General features: G+C 70.6%; 19 protein-coding genes. 5 read left to right on the top strand and 14 right to left on the bottom strand.

The annotated features are described in order from the left end of the window. Positions 1-14 precede the first annotated feature (14 nt). The 3 genes from SROS_RS06070 to SROS_RS06060 form a co-directional block, all read right to left on the bottom strand. Complete coding sequence (locus SROS_RS06070) at positions 15-950, bottom strand: YihY/virulence factor BrkB family protein (protein WP_012888007.1); 936 nt, start codon at positions 948-950, stop codon at positions 15-17. A 130-nt stretch (positions 951-1080) separates the two neighbouring features. Continuing rightward, positions 1081-2085, bottom strand: a complete 1005-nt coding sequence (gene trpS / locus SROS_RS06065) for a tryptophan--tRNA ligase (protein WP_012888006.1) — start codon at positions 2083-2085, stop codon at positions 1081-1083. A gap of 14 nt (positions 2086-2099) precedes the next feature. Next, complete coding sequence (locus SROS_RS06060) at positions 2100-3701, bottom strand: hemolysin family protein (RefSeq protein ID WP_012888005.1); 1602 nt, start codon at positions 3699-3701, stop codon at positions 2100-2102. A 122-nt stretch (positions 3702-3823) separates the two neighbouring features. Between SROS_RS06060 and galE the strand changes: the two genes are divergently transcribed. Further along, complete coding sequence (gene galE, locus SROS_RS06055) at positions 3824-4789, top strand: UDP-glucose 4-epimerase GalE (RefSeq protein WP_012888004.1); 966 nt, start codon at positions 3824-3826, stop codon at positions 4787-4789. Here the strand turns inward: galE and SROS_RS06050 are convergent. The 3 genes from SROS_RS06050 to SROS_RS06040 all read right to left on the bottom strand — a co-directional run bounded on the left by SROS_RS06050 (position 4786) and on the right by SROS_RS06040 (position 8268). Further along, positions 4786-5604 (bottom strand): DUF11 domain-containing protein, encoded by an 819-nt coding sequence (locus SROS_RS06050; protein WP_012888003.1) that lies wholly within the window; start codon positions 5602-5604, stop codon positions 4786-4788. The genes galE and SROS_RS06050 overlap by 4 nt on opposite strands. Positions 5605-5791: 187 nt before the next feature. Continuing rightward, positions 5792-6769, bottom strand: a complete 978-nt coding sequence (locus SROS_RS06045; RefSeq protein ID WP_012888002.1) for a malate dehydrogenase — start codon at positions 6767-6769, stop codon at positions 5792-5794. Between the two features lie 41 nt (positions 6770-6810). Beyond that, the gene (locus SROS_RS06040; protein WP_012888001.1) at positions 6811-8268 is read right to left on the bottom strand and encodes an MDR family MFS transporter; all 1458 of its coding nucleotides are present in this window, start codon (positions 8266-8268) and stop codon (positions 6811-6813) included. Positions 8269-8323: 55 nt separating this feature from the next. Between SROS_RS06040 and SROS_RS06035 the strand changes: the two genes are divergently transcribed. Then, entirely contained in the window at positions 8324-8848 is a 525-nt protein-coding gene (locus tag SROS_RS06035; RefSeq protein ID WP_012888000.1) for a PadR family transcriptional regulator, read from the top strand. On the opposite strand, the gene SROS_RS45720 is transcribed toward SROS_RS06035, so the two are convergent. Continuing rightward, complete coding sequence (locus SROS_RS45720; protein ID WP_052316881.1) at positions 8835-11093, bottom strand: protein kinase domain-containing protein; 2259 nt, start codon at positions 11091-11093, stop codon at positions 8835-8837. The genes SROS_RS06035 and SROS_RS45720 overlap by 14 nt on opposite strands. 245 nt (positions 11094-11338) lie before the next feature. On the opposite strand from SROS_RS45720, the gene SROS_RS06025 reads away from it, so the two are divergent. Continuing rightward, positions 11339-12895, top strand: coding sequence for a sigma factor-like helix-turn-helix DNA-binding protein (locus SROS_RS06025; protein WP_012887998.1), 1557 nt, complete (start codon positions 11339-11341; stop codon positions 12893-12895). Between the two features lie 98 nt (positions 12896-12993). Here SROS_RS06025 and SROS_RS06020 read toward each other — a convergent pair whose 3' ends face one another. The 3 genes from SROS_RS06020 to SROS_RS06010 all read right to left on the bottom strand — a co-directional run bounded on the left by SROS_RS06020 (position 12994) and on the right by SROS_RS06010 (position 15773). Further along, positions 12994-14208, bottom strand: a complete 1215-nt coding sequence (locus tag SROS_RS06020) for an NADP-dependent isocitrate dehydrogenase (RefSeq protein ID WP_012887997.1) — start codon at positions 14206-14208, stop codon at positions 12994-12996. Positions 14209-14321: 113 nt separating this feature from the next. Beyond that, entirely contained in the window at positions 14322-14591 is a 270-nt protein-coding gene (locus SROS_RS06015) for a DUF3017 domain-containing protein (protein ID WP_169369264.1), read from the bottom strand. A gap of 60 nt (positions 14592-14651) precedes the next feature. Further along, complete coding sequence (locus SROS_RS06010; protein ID WP_012887995.1) at positions 14652-15773, bottom strand: citrate/2-methylcitrate synthase; 1122 nt, start codon at positions 15771-15773, stop codon at positions 14652-14654. A 181-nt stretch (positions 15774-15954) separates the two neighbouring features. On the opposite strand from SROS_RS06010, the gene SROS_RS06005 reads away from it, so the two are divergent. Further along, on the top strand, positions 15955-16608 hold the full coding sequence (locus SROS_RS06005) for an FHA domain-containing protein (protein ID WP_012887994.1): 654 nt from the start codon (positions 15955-15957) through the stop codon (positions 16606-16608). A gap of 4 nt (positions 16609-16612) precedes the next feature. Here the strand turns inward: SROS_RS06005 and SROS_RS06000 are convergent, their stop codons facing one another. From SROS_RS06000 to purN, 4 genes are all read right to left on the bottom strand, one after another. After that, entirely contained in the window at positions 16613-17461 is an 849-nt protein-coding gene (locus SROS_RS06000) for a bifunctional methylenetetrahydrofolate dehydrogenase/methenyltetrahydrofolate cyclohydrolase (RefSeq protein WP_012887993.1), read from the bottom strand. Positions 17462-17482: 21 nt separating this feature from the next. After that, complete coding sequence (locus tag SROS_RS50770; RefSeq protein ID WP_012887992.1) at positions 17483-17656, bottom strand: hypothetical protein; 174 nt, start codon at positions 17654-17656, stop codon at positions 17483-17485. A gap of 164 nt (positions 17657-17820) precedes the next feature. After that, the gene (gene purH, locus SROS_RS05995; protein WP_012887991.1) at positions 17821-19365 is read right to left on the bottom strand and encodes a bifunctional phosphoribosylaminoimidazolecarboxamide formyltransferase/IMP cyclohydrolase; all 1545 of its coding nucleotides are present in this window, start codon (positions 19363-19365) and stop codon (positions 17821-17823) included. A gap of 46 nt (positions 19366-19411) precedes the next feature. Beyond that, positions 19412-20032: a phosphoribosylglycinamide formyltransferase gene (gene purN / locus SROS_RS05990; RefSeq protein ID WP_012887990.1), complete on the bottom strand. Its 621-nt coding sequence runs from the start codon at positions 20030-20032 to the stop codon at positions 19412-19414. Positions 20033-20111: 79 nt separating this feature from the next. On the opposite strand from purN, the gene SROS_RS05985 reads away from it, so the two are divergent. Then, entirely contained in the window at positions 20112-20522 is a 411-nt protein-coding gene (locus SROS_RS05985; RefSeq protein ID WP_012887989.1) for a hypothetical protein, read from the top strand. Positions 20523-20759 lie beyond the last annotated feature (237 nt).

Raw genomic sequence — 20759 nt, 5'->3', positions numbered from 1 at the left:
AGGCGGCGGCCGCCCTACTGGAGGGGGACGCTGCCGGTGGGGATCGGAGTGGGCTCGGGCGGAGGGCCGAGCGAGGCGGTCTCCGTCCAGGCCGCCGCGTAGAGGATCACGCGGGCCGAGAGGTTGATCCAGATCAGCAGCCCGACCATCACCGCGAACACCCCGTAGATGGGGTTGTTGAGCGTCCTCGACAGGATCAGCGCGGCGAGCTGCTTGAGCAGACCGAAGGCGAGCGCGCCCAGCAGCGCGCCGCGCAGCACCACCCGGAACGGCTGCCTCGACCGGCCCATCCAGCGCAGGATGATCACGAAGAGGACGGTGTCCGCCAGGATGCTGACGGCCAGGCCGGCGAACCAGATCGAGCCGCTTCCGATCATCGACTGCGACAGGCCCAGCCACTCGGACACGGTCCCGCTGGCCTGGGTCGCGAAACCGCCGACCAGCACCGAGGCGATCATCGTGATGCCGACCAGGATCAGGGCTGCCAGGTCACGGAGCTTGGCCAGGAAGAAGTTGAGGGGCGGCTCGGTGGTCATGGAGATCTCGCGGAGCGCGCCGCGCAGGGCGTCGACGGCGCCGAGCCCCGCGTAGAGCAGGCCGACCAGGCCGATCACCCCGGCGCTGGCCCGGGAGTCGGCGATCTGCTGGATCGGGAGCTGGTCGGCGAGGCCGGGCAGATACTGGTCGATGGCCTGCTGCAGGGTCCTGATGGCGTCCGGCCGGACGGACAGGAAGAAACCGAAGACCGCGAACGCCAGCGCGATGATCGGGAAGAACGACAGGAACGCGAAATAGGTCACCGCCCCGGCCAGCCGGTCACCGGACTGGATCTGGTACCGATGCACGGTCCTGATCAGATGATCGACCCAGGGCCACCGGACCCGGGTGGAGCCGACCTTCGACCGGCCCCACTCGCGGAGCACCTCGATCCGTTCCTGCACGCTCGTCACTCGCGTCACCTACCCAATTACCGCCCCGCCGTACGTGGACGCGACCACGTCATGCGGATGATCTCCGGCAGCGGCGGAGCGGCGGGCGGAACGAGCCCCCGGCGGATCGGCGGACCGAGCCCCCGGCAGGTCAGAGGGTGGGCAGGAACCCCACCCGGTCGCGGACCCTGGTCATGGTCTCGGCGGCCACGGCGCGGGCCCGAGCGGCGCCGACGGCGAGCATCCTGTCGAGCTCGGCCTCGTCGGCCAGCAGCTTCTCGGTCCGCTCCCGGATCGGCGTGAAGGTGTCGACGACGACCTCGGCCACGTCCTTCTTGAAGGCGCCGTATCCCTGCCCGGCGTATCGGGCCTCAAGCTCGGAGATCGGCGTGCCGGTCAGCGCGGACTGGATGCGGAGCAGGTTGGTGACGCCGGGCTTGTTCTCGTCGTCGGCGAGGACCTCCGAGCCGGTGTCGGTGACCGCGCGCATGACCTTCTTGCGGAGCGGCCCCGGCTGCTCCAGCAGGTCCAGGATGCCGCCGGGCGAGGACGACGACTTGGACATCTTGGCCGTGGGATCCTGCAGGTCGGTGATCTTCTCGACGCCCGCGACGATGTGCGGCTTGGGCAGCGTGAAGGTCTCGCCGAAGCGGTGGTTGAAGCGCTGCGCGAGGTCGCGGGTGAGCTCCAGGTGCTGCTTCTGGTCGGCCCCGACCGGGACCTTGTCGGCCTGGTAGAGCAGGATGTCGGCGGCCTGAAGGATCGGGTAGGTGAACAGGCCGACGCTGGCCGAGCTCTCACCGGACTTCGCCGACTTGTCCTTGAACTGGGTCATCCGGCCGGCCTCGCCCATGCCGGTGAGGCAGATCAGCACCCAGGCCAGCTCGCTGTGCTCGCGGACGTGGCTCTGCACGAAGACCGTGGAGCGCTCCGGGTCCAGACCGGCGGCGAAGAGCTGGGCGGCGGCGACCCTGGTGCGCCGGCGCAGCGTCTCCGGCTGGTAGTCCACCGTGATCGCGTGCAGGTCGACGACGCAGTAGAACGCGTCGTGCCCCTCCTGCATCGCGACGTACTGCCGCACGGCACCGAGGTAGTTGCCCAGGTGGAAGGAGTCTGCGGTGGGCTGGATTCCGGAGAGGACACGGGGACTGGCCATAGCACGTAATTGTGTCAGGTGTCCGGAGTGAACGGCGCCTCCGGCCCGAAAGCGGCCGGCGTGTCCGGCGGCGAGGCGCCCGGTGCCCGAGTGCCCGGGGAGGAGGTGCCCGGGGAGGAGGTGCCCGGGGAGGAGGTGCCCGGGGCGGGAGTACCCGGGGAGGAGGCGTCCGGGGAGGAGGTGCCCGGGGCGGGAGTACCCGGGGAGGAGGCGTCCGGGGAGGAGGTGCCCGGGGCGGGAGTACCCGGGGAGGAGGCGTCCGGGGAGGAGGTGCCCGGGGCGGGAGTACCCGGGGAGGAGGCGTCCGGGGCGGGAGTGTCCGGGGTCTCCGGCGGGACGGTCCGGCGCTTGATGCGGACCCGGGAGACCCTGCGGCCGTCCATGTCCGTGACCGACATCTCGAACCCCGGTATCTCCACCCGCTCCCCCAGGGTCGGCAGATGCCCCAGGGCCGCCATGACGAACCCGCCAAGGGTCTCGTAGGGGCCGTCGGCCAGCCGGATCCCGGTCTCGGTCGCCACCTCGTCGAGGTTGGCCAGCCCGTCGAGCTCGACCTCCCCGGCGGGCAGCACGACCTGCTCGTCCTCGACGTCGTGCTCGTCACGGATGTCGCCGATGAGCTCCTCGACCAGGTCCTCCAGGGTGACGATCCCGGCGGTGCCGCCGTACTCGTCGACCACGATCGCCAGGTGGTGCCCCTCCCCGCGCATCTCCGACAGCGTGGCCAGCACCCGCTTGCTGGTGGGGACCAGCTTGACCGGCCGGATCGGCACCAGCTCGCTGATCGGCTCGATCGACCCGGTCAGCACCGGATCCAGCAGGTCCCGGATGTGGACGAAGCCCACGATGTCATCGTAGGAGTCGCGGTAGATGGGGAAGCGGGAGTGCGGCATGGCCGCGGCCAGGACGGCGGCCTCGGCCAGCCGGGTGTCGGCGGACATGAACTCCACCTCGGTGCGCGGCAGCATCACCTCGCGGAGCTGCCGCTTGCCCGCCGCGAAGACCTCCGCGATCAGGTGCCGCTCGTCCAGGGTGAGCTCCTGGTGGCCGACCACCATGTCGCGCAGTTCCTCGGTGGAGATCTCCTCGCGGTCGGCCTCCGGGTTGCCGCCGAGCAGTTTGACCACGCCGTCGGTGGACTTGGACAGGCCCCAGATGATCGGCCTGGACAGCACGGCCATCCGGTCCAGGAACGGCGCGACCAGCAGCGAGATCCCTTCGGCCCGCTGCCGGGCGATCCGCTTGGGCGCGAGCTCCCCCAGAACCAGCGAGGCGTAGGAGATCGCCAGCGTCACCAGCACCAGGGAGAGGGGGGCCGAGACGGCCTCGGGCACGCCCCAGCCGTCCACGACCGGGATGAGGTCCTTGGCGAGGGTGTCGGCGCCGAACGCCGCCGACAGCATGGTCGCCACGGTGACCCCGATCTGCACCGCCGACAGGAACCGGTTGGGATCGCGGGCGAGCTTGGCCGCCCTCGCCCCTCTACGGCCCCGGGTGTCGAGCCTGCGCACCTGGCTCTCCCTGAGGGAGACCATGGCCATCTCGGCGGCGGCGAAGAACCCCCCGATCAATACGAAAAGCATGACCAAGGCGATGTTCGCCAGGACGCTGTTCACGAGACTGTCTCCGTCATGGCCGTCGCCCGTTCCGACTGTGGCCGATATTTGATGTGCCAGCATATGCTGGCAGTAGCCTTACAAAAATAAACACATTCAGACATCATCAAACAGGAGGCTCCGTGAAGCTGCTGGTCACCGGAGGCGCCGGATACATCGGGAGCGTCGTCGCGGCGCAACTCGTCGAGGCGGGCCATCAGGTCACCGTGCTGGACGACCTCTCCACCGGCCACGCGGACGCGGTGCCGGCGGGCGCCCGCTTCGTGGAAGGGTCGGTCACCGAGGCCGCGGACGTGCTGCCCGGGATGGACGGCGTGCTCCACTTCGCGGCGAAGTCCCTGGTCGGGGAGTCGGTGGAGAGGCCCGGACTCTACTGGGCGCACAACCTCGGCGGGACCCTGTCCCTGCTCGACGCCATGCGGACCGCCGGGGTCGGCCGGATCGTGTTCTCCTCCACCGCCGCCACCTACGGCGAGCCGGAGCGCTCCCCGGTCGTGGAGACCGACCCCACCCGGCCGACCAACCCCTACGGCGCGTCCAAGCTGGCGGTCGACACCGCGCTGACCACCTTCGCCGGGATGTACGGCCTGGCCGCGGTGAGCCTGCGCTACTTCAACGTGGGCGGCGCCCACACCGGTGGGGACGGGCGGGTCTACCGCGAACGACACACCGTGGAGACCCACCTGATCCCCAACCTCCTCGCCGTCGCACTCGGCGGGCGCGAGTCGGTCAGCATGTTCGGCACGGACTACCCGACCCCGGACGGGACATGCGTCCGCGACTACATCCATGTGGGCGATCTGGCGCGGGCCCACCTGCTCGCCCTGGAGGCCTGCTCGCCGGGGGAACACAAGATCTACAACCTGGGCAACGGCACGGGTTTCTCGGTGCGGGAGGTTCTGGCGGTGTGCCGCGAGGTCACCGGGCACGAGATCCCGGCGGTCGTGCGCGAGCGCCGGGCCGGCGATCCGGCGGTGCTGGTGGCCTCCTCGGAGAAGATCCAGCGGGAGCTCGGCTGGAAGCCGGAGCATCCGTCCGTCCGGGACATCGTCGCCGACGCCTGGGCCGCCCTGCCCAAGCACGTCTAGCGCAGGTTGATGCGGGCCATGTTGTTGGCGGGGCGGCGGTCGCCCACGTGGGTGGAGTAGACGGTCGCCTTGGCCCTCAGCGCGTGCCTGTGGGCGCGGAAGGCGAGGCGGAGGCTGACCCGCTTGCCGGAACGGACCGCGCGCAGCTTGCAGCCGACGAGGCCGGGATACGACCGGCAGCGCGCCCCCTTCGCCGACAGCAACCGCGCCCTCTTGGTGTGAAAGAAGAGCGCGGCGTCGCGGACCACCCGGGGCCCCCGGTTGCGGACCACGGCGCCCATCATGAACAGCCGGCCGGCACGCGCCCTGCGTGACAGCCGGACCGCCAGGTCCGCCCCCTCGTCCACCGGGGTCATCGTCTGGTCGGAGTTGTTCCCCTCGTTCGCGTCGACGATCTCCGAGGAGAGCGTCGCGGTCGCCTCCAGCGGGCCGCGCGCGCCCGGACGGACCAGGCCGCTGATCGTCACCCCTCCGCTGGTCCCGGCCACGACGTCCTGCTGCGAGGCGCAGACCACCTCGCTGGCCGTCGCGCCCGGACGGCACTCGGCGACGTCGACGCGGAGGATCTCCACCCCCTCGGGCAGGCTGATGGTGAGCAGGGGCAGCACGGCGTCCTCGGGCCCGGTGTTGTGCACCTCTGCTCGGTAGAGAAGCGGCTGCCCCGGTTGCGCGACCCTCGGCGAGGTCTCCAGCCGAACGGACAGATCCGCTCCGCTGACATCCCTTTTCCCCGGCTCCGCCAGCACCGCCTCGGGTGCTCCGACGAGAGCAAGACTGACAATTCCAACGACGACCCGCGCCGCACCATGCGCCATGAACACCGATCCCCCGACCCTCAATGATCATTGAACGCCGGGGCGCCGTCTCGCGGCATGATCGACACGCCGCCAATTCGCCGTACGGGCTCCGTCCCGGCCTGGGTCTCCGGGGCCTCCGGGCACGCGAAAGGGTCCCCGGCGGACCGGGGCCCCTTTCCTCGGGCTCAGCGGAGTTCGCGCGGGCTCAGATGAGACCGAGCTCGCGGACGGCGGCGCGCTCCTCTTCGAGCTCGCGCACCGAGGCGTCGATGCGCTCGCGGGAGAAGGCGTCGATCTCCAGGCCCTGGATGATCTCCCACTTGCCGTCGCGCGAGGCGACGGGGAAGGAGGAGATGAGGCCCTCGGGCACGCCGTACGAGCCGTCGGAGGGGATCGCGGCGGAGGTCCACTCGGTGCCGTTGACCCAGTCGAAGACGTGGTCGATCGCGGCGTTGGCGGCGGAGGCGGCCGAGGACGCGCCCCGGGCCTCGATGATCGCGGCGCCGCGCTTGGCGACGGTCGGGATGAAGGTGTCGCGCAGCCAGGCCTCGTCCACCTGCTCGGCGGCGATCTTGCCGCCGACCTCGGCGTGGAACAGGTCGGGGTACTGCGTGGCGGAGTGGTTGCCCCAGATGGTCATCTTCTTGATCTCGGCGACCGGGACCTGGAGCTTGGCCGCGAGCTGGGACAGCGCGCGGTTGTGGTCCAGGCGGGTCATCGCCGTGAAGCGCTCCGCCGGGACGTCCGGGGCGTGCTGCTGGGCGATCAGCGAGTTGGTGTTCGCCGGGTTGCCCACGACCAGGACGCGGATGTCGTCGGCCGCGTTGTCGTTGATCGCCTTGCCCTGCGGGCCGAAGATGCCGCCGTTGGCCTGGAGCAGGTCGCCGCGCTCCATCCCGGCCGTACGCGGGCGGGCGCCGACCAGCAGCGCGACGCTGGCGCCGTCGAAGGCCTTGTTGGCGTCGTCGGTGACCTCGATGCCGCTCAGCAGCGGGAACGCGCAGTCGTCGAGCTCCATCGCGGTGCCCTCGGCGGCCTTGACCGCCTGCGGGATCTCCAGCAGGCTCAGCTTGACCGGGACGTCGGCGCCCAGCAACTGGCCCGACGCGATGCGGAACAGCAGCGCGTAGCCGATCTGACCGGCGGCGCCGGTGACGGTGACCTTTACGGGAGTCTGGGCCATGACCTTCCCCCACTCGAAGGATGAATTGTGACGCTCGGATGTTACCCGTCCAGCGTCGCCGGTCCTGCGGCGAGTGCCTTGATCCGGCCTCCGGGCAGGGCGACCAGCGCGACGAGCGCGACGAGCGCCCCGCCGACGGCGAGCCAGGGGATGACGCTCGCGGCGGCGGAGGCGTGCGCGGCGCTCAGTCCGTGGACGGGCGCCTCGTCCCTGACCACCGAGGCGTAGAGGGTCCCGGCGAGGGCCAGCGCGACCGAGCCGCCGATCTGCCGGAAGAAGGTCAGGTTCGCGCTGGCGGTGCCGATGAACCGGGGCGGGACCGAATACTGGACCGCCACGGTCAGCCCGGACAGCATCGGCCCCATGCCCAGGCCGAGGAGCGCCATCCACCCCGCGAGGGCCAGGCCCGAGGTCTCGGCGGTGAGCCCGGCGCAGAGCAGCGCCCCGAGCACGATGAGGCCCACCCCGGCGATCAGCCACGGCTTGTAACGCTGGGTCCTGGACATGAGCACGCCGGCGATCCCGCTGCCGGCCACCATTCCGAGCATGAGCGGGTAGATGCGCAGGCCCGACTCGGTGGCGCTCAGCCCCAGGGACTCCTGGAAGTAGCGCGGCAGGAACACCACCCCGGCGTAGAGGCAGAACGCGGTGAGGAACGAGGTCGCGTTGGCCAGCGTGTAGGTCCGGTTGCGGAACAGCTCCAGGGGGATGATCGGCTGCGCCGCCCTGCGCTCGACGAGCACGAACAGCGTCAGGAGCAGGACCGACGTCACAACGGGCCACAGCACGGGTCCGCTGGTCCAGGCATGGTCGTCCAGGCCCTTTTCGGTCAGGCCGAGGAGCAGCGCGCCGATCGCCCCGCTGAAGACCGCGATGCCGAGATAGTCGGGGCGGACGCCGCGCCCCTGACCGGCCACGTGCGGCAGCCGTACCACGATGATCGCGATGAGGACCAGGCCGATGGGGAGGTTGACCAGGAAGGCCCAGCGCCAGCTGGCCTGGTCGGTGAAGACGCCGCCGAGGAACGGGCCGGCGATGTAGCTCAGCGCCATCACCCCGCCCAGCGCGCCCTGGACCCGGCCGCTCTTGTCCGGCGGGAACAGGTCGGCCACCAGTGCCAGGGAGAGCGGCAGCAACGCTCCCGCGCCCAGACCCTGCAGCGCGCGGAAGCCGATGAGCTGGCTCATGTCCTGGGCGAGACCGCACAGGAGCGAGCCGATCAGGAACAGCACGACGCCGGTGAGCAGCAGCGGCTTGCGTCCGTAGGTGTCCGACAGCCTGCCGTACAGCGGGACGGTGATCGTGGAGGTCAGCAGGTAGGCCGTCACGACCCAGGTGTAGAGGCCCGTGCCGCCGAGCTCCTGGGTGATCCGGGGCAGCGCGGTGCCGACGATCGTCTGGTCGAGCATGGCCAGGAACATCCCGCCGAGGACGGCGAGGAGGAGCAGCCCGTTCCCGGGGCGGGTCTCCGTCGGGGAGGTCGATAGGTCATTAGACACATGTTGATAGTTACGTGTCAATTTTTACATGTCAATCCATATATATGATGAGAGCATGTCCCTTCGGATCGCACTCCTCGGCCTGTTGACCGTCTCCGGCCCCGCCAGCGGCTACGACCTGACGAAACTGTTCGAGAGCTCGATCAACAACGCCTGGCAGGCCCGGCACAGCCAGATCTACCCGGAGCTGAACAAGATGGCCGCCGAGGGCCTGGTGACGGTCGAGGAGGAGGGACCGCGCGGCCGGAAGACCTACACGATCACCGAAGACGGCGCGCGGGAGCTGCGCACGTGGCTGATCGAGAAGGAGCCGTCACGGTCGCACCGCAGCGAGGGGGCGCTGCGCGCCTTCCTGCTGCCCACGCTGGAGCCGCACGAGGCCGCGGCGCTGCTGCGCGCGGAGGCCGAGTCCTACGGCGTCAGGCTGGCCGAACTGGAGGCGATCCGCGCGGCCAAGTCCTCGTGGAAGGAGCCCGGCTTCGGTCACTACGCCCTGGACCTGGGCATCCGCCAGACGCGGCTGATGTGCGAGTGGGCCGAGGAGACCGCGGCCGAGATCGAGGGATCTACCCGCAGCTAGCCATGGCCGGGACACCGTCCTCGCGGGTGGCGAAGTCGACCCTGGAGAAGTGCCGGTCGAGCAGTTTCGCCATCGTGCCGCTCTCGTAGAGGTCGGCGATCACACCCTGCACGGCCTTGCACGTGCGCCTGTCGCCCTTCTTCATGGCCACCGCGTAACGCTCGTCGGTCAGCTTCAGGCCGACCACCTTGTAGCCGATGCTCTCCCGGTTGCCGAAGCCGGCCAGCACCAGGTCGTCACCGGGGACGGCGTCGACCTCGCCGGCCAGCAGCTTGTTCATGCAGCCGGTGTAGGTGTCGGCGGGGACCAGGACGAGCCGGTCCACCTCGCCCTGCAGCGCGCGGACCGAGCCGCTGCCCGCGGGCTGGCAGACCCGCTTGCCCTCCAGACCGGCCGCGGAGACGATCGGGGAGCCGTCCTTGACGAGCACGTCGACGTGGGCGAGATAGTACGGCCCGGCGAAGGTGACGTCGTCCTTGTCGTTGATCGAGTAGGTCGAGACGACCAGGTCAAGGTCGCCGGAGGCCAGGAGTCCCGGCCGCTCCTCCCGGCTGGTCGCCCGGAAGGTGACGCCGCTCGCGGGCACCCCCAGCGCCTTGGCGATCTCGGTGGCGAGGTCCACCTCGAACCCGCTCCACCTGCCGCCGCTGTTCAGCGCGACGCCCGGCAGGAAGTCACGCATGCCGACGGTGAGCCTGCCCGTCTTCGCCGCCTTGTCCGCCACGGAGGCGAACGTCGCCGGAGCGGATCCGGTGGGCCTGGACTCGGTGCCGAAACTCGGCGGCCAGCCGGTGGCGGCGACGGCCGCCGCCCCGGCGACCAGCAGCGCGGCGGCGGCCGCGATCCAGCGCCCCCTGTGCGAGCGCCTGGGCGGCGCCGGGTCCGGGATGGTGGCCTGCCAGCTCGGCGGCGGGACGGTCGCCGAAGGCTCACCACTGCCGGGGGAGGACACCTGCCCGCCGTACCCGGGGGACGAAGGGTGCTCGCCATAGCCGGGAGACGACATCTGCCCGCCATAGCCGGGAGACGACGGGTGCTCGCCGTACCCGGGGGAGGATGCGCGGTCACCGTACCCGGGAGACGAAGGACGCTCGCCATAGCCAGGAGACGACACCTGCCCGCCATAGCCGGGGGAGGATGCGCGGTCACCGTACCCAGGAGACGACACCTGCCCGCCATAGCCGGGAGACGACGGGTGCTCGCCGTACCCGGGGGAGGATGCGCGGTCGCCGGGGCCCGGTGACGGCGGGTGCTCGTGCCGGGCCGGGGAGGGGCCGGGGGGCCGGGCGCGGAAGCCCGTGGACGGCACGGGCGGACCGTCCGGGGCGGTCGTGGACGGGGCCCGCATCCGGATGGGGGTGGTGGGCTCTCCCGGGTCCGGACCCGCGATCTGCGCACCTTCGTTGAGGACGGCCGGCGTCGCGTCCACGCTCTCGGGGTGGCCGAGCATCCGCAGCAGGATCTGGTCGGCCGAGGGCCGGGCGGCGGGCGACTTGGTCAGAGCCGAGCGGACCGCGCCGCGCAGCGGCTCCGGCATGACGCCGACGTCCACCTCGTGGTTGAGGATGCGGTTCAGCACCACCGCGATCGAGTCGCCGGCGAAGACCGTCTCCCCGGTCGCGGCGAACGCGATCGTCGCCCCCCAGGCGAACACGTCGGTGTACGGGCCGACGTCGGCGCCGGAGATCTGCTCGGGCGCCATGTAGGCGGGAGTGCCGATGGCCCGGCTGGTGATCGTGCCGGTGGAGTCGATGATGCGGGCGATGCCGAAGTCCACCACGCGGGGCCCGTCGGCGGCGATGAGCACGTTGTCCGGTTTGAAATCGCGGTGCACGATCGCGGCGTGGTGGATCGCGGTGAGCGCGGTGGCCGTGCCGATCGCCAGCCGCTGCAGCGCCACGCCCCGGAACGGGCCGTCGGCCTCCACGACCTCCCGCAGCGATCTGCCCTCGATGTATTCGCTCGCGATGTAGGGGGTGTCGCCTTCGAGGTCGGCGTCCACCACGCCCGCCGTGCAGAACGAGGCGACCCGCTGCGCGGCCCGCGCCTCCCGGGCGAACCGGGACCGGGCGATCGCGTCGCCGGAGAATTTCACGTGCAGCAACTTGATCGCCGCCCGCTCCCCCGACTCCTTCACCCCCAGGTAGACGACCCCCTGCCCGCCCTCACCGATCCGGCCGACGATGCGGAACGGCCCGAGCCGGCGCGGCTCCCCCGCTTCCAGCGGCGCGATCTCCGGCATCATCTTCCCTACGGTGTAGTAAATCTCCGACCAGCAAAACTTTACGATGCCGCAGCTCTTCCACCCGCCGCCTCACCCCAAGTGGCCGCACATTTCCTCCGGCGGGCGCCCCGGCGCCCGCCGGCCCACCGGGGGATGTGGCGGACACACCGACCCACTCAATTACCGACAATCAGCCCAATCTGGCGCTCCAACCGCTTAGATCACTACCGTTGACCGTCCCTCACGCAAGCCGGAGCAAATCCCTCATGCGCCGATATATCGGTTATCGCGAGTTCGTTCAGCGCGATCAGCGTTCCCTCGTCGGCACGGCCCTCCTCCTCACCGGCAGCCACGAGCAGGCCATCCGCCTGACCCTGTGGTCCTTGCGCGCGGTCGGTCTCAGCTGGCCCCCGACCCTCTGGGAGAACTCCACCACGCACGCCCACATCACCCTGTACCGCCGCTTCCTCCACAAGCCGACCGCCGCGGGCGCCACCGCCCTGGTACGGCTCCCTCCCCGGCAGCGCCTCCTCGTCGTGGCCTGCCTCCACGACGGCAGAACCCATGCCGAGATGGCCACCGTCCTCGGCATCCCGGTCGAGACCGTGGAGTCGGAGATCACCGAGGCGGTGGCCGTGCTCACCAAGGGCAACGTGGCCCGGCTGAAGACACGGCTGGCGACGGCGGCGGGCGAGGCGTCGGTCCCCGACCTCACCGCGCAGTCCATGCGCGCGCTACGGCGCCGCCGCAACCGCGGCGCCTTCCTGACGGCGGCCACGGTGTTCCTGTCGGTCTGCCTCGTCACCGCCTTCGTCCTGTTCCCGCAGGGAGAGGTGTGGAACTCGGCTCTGGGCGAGCGGAGCCGGCCCCCTGCGACAGAGGCCCCGGAGGCCGTGGGCGTGATCTCCAGCCCGGCGCCGCGCCCCGGTCTCCAGCCGTGGCAGGCTCCCCGCACCTCCTTCGCGATCCGCTACGCGGTCCCCGGGAAATGTCCCGGCGGCGACCCGGCGGGCGGCGAGGCCGTACCGTCACAGGCGGGGAAGGTCACCTGCGCGGGCTGGACGCTGAAGCTGGCCGGCGGCGGCACGGGCGGCTCGGCGCTCGGCTCGGTGAAGTGCGCGGCCCCGGACCGCTGCGAGTCCACGGTGAGCGTCCCCGACGCGGCGGAGCGGCTGGCGCACGGCGACGGACGGGGCTCCTGGCGGCTGAGTCCCGCCGTCAGCCCCGACGGGCACCGCATCGGCTATCTGAGTGCGGCGGAGGGAAGATACGTCGCCCACGACCTGCACAGCGGCGTGAAGCGGTATCTGTCGCCCGTCCTGACCCCGTCGGACACCGCGACCGGCACCCGGGTGAGCGTCTCGCCGAACGGCCGCCACTTCACCGTCGAACTCGGCTCGCGCAGGCTGCGGACCGACTTCGCCACCGGGACCGTGACGCCGCTGCCCGCCGGGCAGGCGACAGCCGCGGAGAAGGCCGCGGACTGGCTCCGCCGGAGCTACCGCGTCTGGCGCGACTCCCCCAGCGGCAGGCACGCGGCCGCGATCGGGACCGAGGCGTCGGAGACCGACAGCCTCCACATCGTCGACGCCCGGTCGCGGCAGGTGTTCAAGCGCCTCCGGCTCCCCTCCCCGGGCGGCCCCGCCAAGGCGGAGGTCGTCGGCTGGCTGAACAGCCATGAGGTGGTCGTCAAGATGGCCGGGACAGCCGCCGGCCGTCCCGCCGGTTTCTTCCGGATGGACGCCGTCACCGGCAAAACGCGCCGCGTGACCGGCCTCGCCGACGACAGCATGATCGTGCTCGGCGCCGTGACAACCCCCTGACGGCTCCCCGGCGGGAACGAGCCGGAAAAGGCTCCCCGGCGGGAACGGGCCGGAAAAGCGGAAGGGGCCGCCCGGTGGGCGGCCCCTTCCGGTGATGGCTAGGCCATCTTCTTCTTCAGGTTCTCGTCCAGCGCCGCCAGGAAGTCCTGGGTGGTCAGCCACTTGGCGTCGCCGCCGACGAGGAGGGCGAGGTCCTTGGTCATCTGGCCGCCTTCGACGGTCTCGACGCAGACCTGCTCCAGCTTCTCGGCGAAGTCGATCACCGCGGGGGTGTTGTCGAGCTTGCCGCGGTGGGCGAGGCCCCGGGTCCACGCGAAGATCGAGGCGATCGGGTTGGTGGAGGTGGGGTTGCCCTTCTGGTGCTCACGGTAGTGCCGGGTCACGGTGCCGTGGGCGGCCTCGGCCTCGACGGTCCGGCCGTCGGGGGTCAGCAGGACCGAGGTCATCAGGCCGAGCGAGCCGAAGCCCTGCGCGACCGTGTCGGACTGGACGTCGCCGTCGTAGTTCTTGGCCGCCCAGACGTAGCCGCCCTCCCACTTGAGCGCCGCGGCGACCATGTCGTCGATCAGGCGGTGCTCGTAGGTGATCCCGGCGGCCTCGAACTCGGCCTTGAACTCGGTCTCGAAGACCTCGGCGAAGATGTCCTTGAAGCGGCCGTCGTAGGCCTTCAGGATCGTGTTCTTCGTGGAGAGGTAGACCGGGTAGCCGCGGGACAGGCCGTAGCGCATGGAGGCGCGGGCGAAGTCACGGATCGAGTCGTCCAGGTTGTACATCGCCATCGCGATGCCGGACCCGGGGAAGTCGTAGACGTCGAGCTCGATCGGCTCCGAGCCGTCCTTCGGCGTGTAGGTGAGGGTCAGGGTGCCCTCGCCGGGGATCTTCAGGTCGGTGGCGCGGTACTGGTCGCCGAACGCGTGACGGCCGATGATGATCGGCTTCGTCCAGCCGGGGACGAGCCTCGGCACGTTGGACATGATGATCGGCTCGCGGAAGATGACGCCGCCGAGGATGTTACGGATGGTCCCGTTCGGGGACTTCCACATCTTCTTCAGGCCGAACTCCTCGACCCGCGCCTCGTCCGGGGTGATCGTGGCGCACTTGACGCCGACGCCGTACTGCTTGATGGCATTGGCCGCGTCGATCGTCACCTGGTCGTCGGTGGCGTCGCGGTGTTCGATCCCGAGGTCGTAGTACTTCAGGTCGACGTCGAGGTAGGGAAGGATCAGCTGGTCCTTGATGAACTGCCAGATGATCCGGGTCATCTCGTCGCCGTCAAGCTCGACGACGGGGCCCTCTACCTTGATCTTGGGCATGCGTGTGGTTCCCCTTCTGAACTAACACTGGCCAGACAGTCCTTTTGAGGCTCACTGGCCGTTGAGGCTATCGGACGGGTATGAGCGCTTCGCGATCCACCCGTGCATCCGGCTTAAAGCGGCATAAGCGACGGATATTGGAGCACCAGCGAGCCGGCCATCAGCGCGACGCCGAAGGCGGCGAGCGTGACGGTGTCGGTCGTCCTGGTGCGTACGGCGAGCAGTCCGCCGCCGGTCAACCGGAACATGGCCCCCAGCGTCATGACCACGCCGAGGGAGAAGCCTCCCCACTCGACATCGAACAGGACCGCGAAGGTCACGCCGAGAACCGCACCCACCAGCACCAGCGGATACGGTCCCCATCGGTCTTCAGTTGTGCTCACCGTTCCCACCCATGGCCGCCGTTCACTCGGGCACTCATCGGCTCGTCTGCCGCACGCGGCTCATCGCTCGGCGAGCGGCTTCCACTTCTGGCCGCGCTCACCGATGTACTCGCTGTCCGGACGGATCAGGCGGTTGTCGGCGTGCTGCTCGATGACGTGTGCGGTCCATCCTGCCATGCGGCTGACCGAGAAGACCGGGGTGAACAGGTCTGTCGGGATGCCGAGGTAGTGGTAGACGGTCGCCGCGTAGAAGTCCACGTTGGGATAGAGGCCCTTCGTCTCGAAGACGACCTCCTCCATTTCCTTGGACATCCGGTAGTACGTGTCGTCGCCGGAGGCCTCCGCGAGCTCCTTCGACATCTTGCGCAGGTGCGTGGCGCGCGGGTCCTCGGTCTTGTAGACCCGGTGCCCGAAGCCCATGATCTTCTCGCCGGCGGCGAGCCTGTCGCGCACGGCCTGGGCGACGGCGGCCGGGTCGAGCGACTCCAGGGTCCGCATGACCTGCTCGTTGGCCCCGCCGTGCAGCGGGCCCTTGAGGGTGCCGATGGCCGCCACGATGGCCGAGTGCATGTCGGAGAGGGTCGCGGCGCACACGCGGGCGGCGAACGTCGAGGCGTTCATCGTGTGGTCGGCGTGGAGGACCAGGCAGGCGTCGAAGGTCTCGACCTCGTGCTGCCCGGGGGTCCGGCCGGTGATCTGGAGCAGGAAGTTGGCCGCGATGCTCAGCTCGGGGTCCGGCTCCGGGATCGTGGTGCCCGTCCTGGCCGCGTGGTAGCGGGCGACGAGGATCGGCTGCTGCGCGGTCAGCCGGGCGGCCTTGCGCAGGTTGGCCTCGGGACTGTTGGAGTCCTTGTCCGGATCGTCACCCCCGGCCAGGGAGACCAGCGTGCGCAGCGCCTCCATGGGCGCCTGCTTCTCCGCGATCTCCGCGATGTTCGCTTCGGCGAGAGCGCCGAGCTTACGGCCCCCGACGAGCTCGGCCCCGTAGGCGGCCAGTTGCTCCCCGGTGGGAAGGCCGCCGTGCTGCAGCAGGTGGGCGATCTCTTCGAAGGTGGTACGGCCGGCCAGATCGTGGATGTCGTAGCCACGATAGAAAAGGAGACCGGCCTGACCGTCGATGTCACTGAGCGCTGTGGACGCGGCTACGACATCGGCGAGGCCTTTTGTGGGCTTGTCCGCCATGAGTGTTTCCTCCGCTTATCTTCGCCCGAAGTCTACCCGTGAGCAGGGGAAACCCTCCCGGGAGGTCCAGACCAATTTCACGAGGGATTCTCCTTCTGGCAAAGGCGATTCCCCATCACCTCGTTTGGGTAAGCCGGAGCTGTAGGAATAGTTACGGCGGGCTACCTGGGGAGGAACTGCCGTGGAGGGGCCGTTCATACGCATCGAGGACACCGGCGAGGTGGTCCCGTTGCGCCCCGAGATCACGACGATCGGACGTGGCCGGGGTGTCGACATCCGGCTCACCGATCCGAGTGTGTCCCGGCTGCACGCGGAATTCGTCCGGCGCGGACCCTACCTGTATGTCGTTGATCTGGGCCTGTCCCGCAACGGCACGCGGGTGAACGGCAGGCCGATCGCCCGGAGGGTGCTCGACGACGGTGACGTCGTCTCCTTCGGTGCCGCGCGGGGCAGGATCGGCGGAGTCCCGCGTGAGGACTTCGCCCCCGAGGTCGAGCTCCGCCGCGCCGCGGCTCCGGAGCTCACCCGGCGGGAGGTGGACGTGCTGACGTCGCTGTGCCGTCCGGCGCTGTCGGACGAGGCGTTCGTCGCGCCCGCCACCGCACGGGAGATAGCCGACGATCTGGTGGTGACGGAGGCCGCGGTCAAGCAGCACCTGCTCCGCCTCTACCAGAAGTTCCGGATCCCGGAGGGGACCAACCGGCGCACCAGGCTGGCCAACGAGGTGGTCGCCCTGGGGCTGGTCAGGCCCACCCCGGTGGTGCCGCCGCAGCGCGCGGCCGGCACCCCGGAGCCTCAGGCGGCGGCGACCGCGGCGAGCCGCCGGGCGTCCTGAACCGCTAGCCCCGCTTCTCGGCGGCCTCGACCACGTTGGTCAGCAGCAGGGCCCGGGTCATCGGGCCCACGCCGCCGGGATTGGGGGTGAGGAAGCCCGCGACGTCCTCGACGCCGGGGGCGACATCGCCGGCGATCTTGCCGTCGACCCGGGAGACGCCGACGTCGAGCACGGCGGCGCCGGGCTTGACCATGTCGGCCGTGATCAGGTGAGGCACGCCCGCCGCGGCGACGACGATGTCGGCGCGACGGGTGTGGGCCGCCAGGTCCTGGGTGCCGGTGTGGCAGAGGGTGACGGTGGCGTTCTCCGAGCGGCGGGTCAGCAGCAGGCCGAGCGAGCGGCCCACGGTGATGCCGCGGCCGACCACGACGACCTCGGCGCCCTTGACGGGCACGCCGTACTCCTGCAGGAGCAGGACGATGCCGTGCGGGGTGCAGGGCAGCGGCGCGTCGACCATGTGCACCAGGCGGCCCAGGTTGACCGGGTGCAGCCCGTCGGCGTCCTTGGCCGGGTCCATCCGTTCGAGCAGCGCCATGGTGTCGAGGTGGCGGGGCAGCGGGAGCTGCACGATGTAGCCGGTGCACTCCCCGGCGGCGTTGAGCTCGTCGATGACCGCCTCGACCTCGGCCTGCGTGGCCGTCGCCGGCAGGTCCCTGCGGATGGAGGCGATGCCTACCTCGGCGCAGTCGCGGTGCTTGCCGGCCACGTAGATCTGGCTGCCCGGGTCGTCACCGACGAGGACGGTGCCCAGCCCGGGGGTGATGCCGCGCTCCCTCAGCACGGCGACCCGCGCCGTGAGGTCTGCCTTGATCTTCGCCGCGGTGGCCTTGCCGTCCAGGATCTGCGCGCTCATGGGTTCAATCCTTCCACGAGATCATCCGCGCTCCGCTTCACGGCGCTCGATGATCCTGCGCGTGAAGGGGATGAGCTCCACGGCCTTGGCCCCCAGGGGGGCGGCGCCGAAGGCGAAGATGAGGAGCAGCCAGGGGCTCTCCCAGAATCCACTCATGATCACAAAGACGTTCAGGACGGCGTCGAGCAGAGGCATGAGGGAGTCTCCACGGAGGCGGGGGAAGGGATGCGCTTCAGGTTAACCGGGGTTTAAACCTTCTCCGGCCAGAAAATCCTGTCCGCTCCGCCACTTTCCTGTCTCCGGTGTACGGCCGCCACACGCGTGCGGCGGCCGTACACCCTCGTGGAGATCGTCGGGGATCAGTGGAAGAAGTGGCGGGTCCCGGTGAAGTAGAGCGTGACCCCGGCGGCCTCGGCCGCGGCGATCACTTCCCCGTCCCTGATGGAGCCGCCGGGCTCCACGATCGCCTTCACCCCGGCGTCGATGAGCACCTGCGGGCCGTCGGCGAACGGGAAGAACGCGTCGGAGGCCGCGGCGGAACCCCGGGCGCGCTCGCCCGCGCGGGAGACCGCGAGCTGCGCCGAGTCGACGCGGTTGACCTGGCCCATGCCGACGCCGACACTCGCGCCGTCGGCGGCGAGCAGGATGGCGTTGGACTTCACCGAACGGCAGGCCTTCCAGGCGAAGGCCAGGTCGGCGAGGACCTCGGCGGAGGCCGCGGGGCCCGCCTTGAGCTCCCAGGTGGACGGGTCGTCGCCGGGGGCGTTCACCCGGTCGGCGGTCTGCACCAGCAGGCCGCCGTCGATCCGGCGGAACTCGGCCGGGTTGCCCGGCCCCTGCGGGCAGGCCAGCAGCCGGATGTTCTTCTTCTCGGTGAGCACGGCCAGCGCCTCGGCGGTGAAGGCCGGGGCCACCACGACCTCGGTGAACACCTCGGCGATCTGCCGGGCCAGCTCCTCGGTGACCTCGCCGTTGACCGCGATCACGCCGCCGTAGGCGGAGACCGGGTCGCAGGCGTTGGCCTTGCGGTGCGCCTCGGCCACGTCGGCGCCGACCGCGATGCCGCACGGGTTCTGGTGCTTGATGATCGCCACGGCGGGTCCGGCGAAGTCCCAGGCGGCCCGCCAGGCGGCGTCGGCGTCGAGGTAGTTGTTGTAGGACATCTCCTTGCCGTGCAGCTGCTCGGCGTTGGCCAGGCCGTCCTGCCCGCCGGAGTAGAGGGCCGCGCCCTGGTGCGGGTTCTCGCCGTAGCGCAGCGGCGACTTGAGACTCCAGGCGGCGCCCATGTAGCGCGGCCAGGAGTCCTCCTCGGCCGCGTAGACGTCGGCGAACCAGGAGGCCACCGCGGTGTCGTAGGCGGCGGTGTGGGCGTACGCGGCCGCGGCGAGACGGCGGCGCTCGGTGAAGGTGAAGCCGCCCTCGGCCACCGCGGCGAGCACGTCGCCGTAGGCGCCGGGGTCGACCACGATCGCGGCGGTGCCGTGGTTCTTGGCCGCGGCGCGGATCATCGCGGGGCCGCCGATGTCGATCTGCTCGACGCACTCGCGGTCGGAGGCGCCGGAGGCCACCGTCTCCTGGAACGGGTAGAGGTTGACCACCACCAGCTCGAAGGGGTCGATCTCCAGCTCTTCGAGCTGCTTGACGTGGGCGGGGTTGCCGCTGTCGGCCAGCAGGCCGGCGTGCACGCGCGGGTGGAGGGTCTTGACGCGGCCGTCGAGGCACTCGGGGAACCCGGTCAGCGCCTCGACCGGAGTGACGGGGACACCGAACGAAGCGATCTTCGCGGCGGTGCCACCGGTGGAGACGATCTCCACACCCGCGGCGTCGAGGCCGCGGGCCAGCTCCTCCAGCCCGCTCTTGTCATACACAGCGATCAACGCGCGCCGGATGGCGATGCGGGTCACTTCCTGGTCCTCCTGTTTGGTTCCGGTTTCATCCGGGGCGCCCGGCTCATCCACCGGGTCGTCCGAAGCGAAAGGTCCTGTCGGCCACGGTCCAGCCCTCACGGGCCATCCGGCCGACGGTGTCGACGAGCAGGCTCCGCTCGACGGTCTTGATGCGCTCGTGCAGGGATGCCTCGTCGTCGCCGTCCAGCACGGGCACGGCCTCCTGGGCGATGATCGGCCCGGTGTCGACTCCGGCGTCGGCGAGCATCACGGTGCAGCCGGTGATCCGCACGCCGTACGCGAGGGCGTCGCGGACTCCGTGCGCGCCGGGGAAGGAGGGCAGCAGCGCGGGATGGGTGTTGAGAACGGGGAAGGCGGTCAGCGTCGGCGCGCCGAGGATCTTCATGAACCCCGCGCAGACGACCAGGTCCGGCCGGTGCCTGGCGATCCGCGCGGCGATCCCCCGGTCCCAGGCGTCCCGACGCGGGTGGTCGGCCAGCCTTTCGACGAAGGTGGGGACGCCGGCGCGTTCCGCGCGTGCCAATCCCTCGATACCATCGCGATCGGCGCCCACCGCTACGATCCGGGCACCGTACGCCTCGTCTGCCACAGCGTCCAGTAAGGCCTGTAGGTTGGTTCCAGAACCGGACACGAGGACCACAAGCCGAGCGGCCTGGGATGACACCGACGCACTCCATTCGGACGGGGACTCACGCCGCTGCAAGGGTATCGGCCTGTCCACTCACGCGATGCAAGGAGGTCAGGTGACGACTCCCGTCCAGGCACGGCCGGCGGAGGGTGCGGGACGGCGGGCGTTGTGGCTCGCCTTCGCCTCGGTGGTGTTGACTCTGGTCCTCCCCCTCGCGGGGTTCGTCATGTCGCTCTTCGCCCTCGTCGCCTCGGTCCGCGCGATCCGGGCCCTGCGCTCGGTGACGAAGCCGGTGACCTCCGCGATCGTCGGCATCGTCGTGGCGTCGCTGGCACTGCTGATCGCCGCGGGGGTGACCGCGATGCAGTTCTACTTCAGCGACGAGCTGGCGGCCTACACCGAGTGCGGCAGGGGCGCGGGCACCGTCACCGCCCAGAACGAGTGCGTGGACCAGCTCGAACGGGCGATGGAGAAGAAGATGCCCTTCGTCCGCCCCGGCGACGTGCAGTTCCCGTTCCCTCCCTGAGCCCGTCTCCCCGGTGAGCCCGCCCTTCCTGCGAGCGCGGCCCGCCGGTGAACCGTCTCCCCGGTGAGCCCGTCCCTCCTGCGAGCGCGGCCCGCCGGTGAACCGTCTCCCCGACGAGCCGGCCTGCCGGTCCGGCGGAGTCCTGTCCCATGGGTCCCGCTGGAGCGGGTGGCCTCCGACCTCAGGTGGCCTCCGACCGCGGGGGTGCTCCTCGCGGTCGGCGCGCTGCGCGCGGTC

Origin of the sequence: Streptosporangium roseum DSM 43021 (genome assembly GCF_000024865.1) — a bacterium.
Taxonomy (GTDB): domain Bacteria; phylum Actinomycetota; class Actinomycetes; order Streptosporangiales; family Streptosporangiaceae; genus Streptosporangium; species Streptosporangium roseum.
This window is presented reverse-complemented; position numbering and strand designations above follow the sequence as displayed.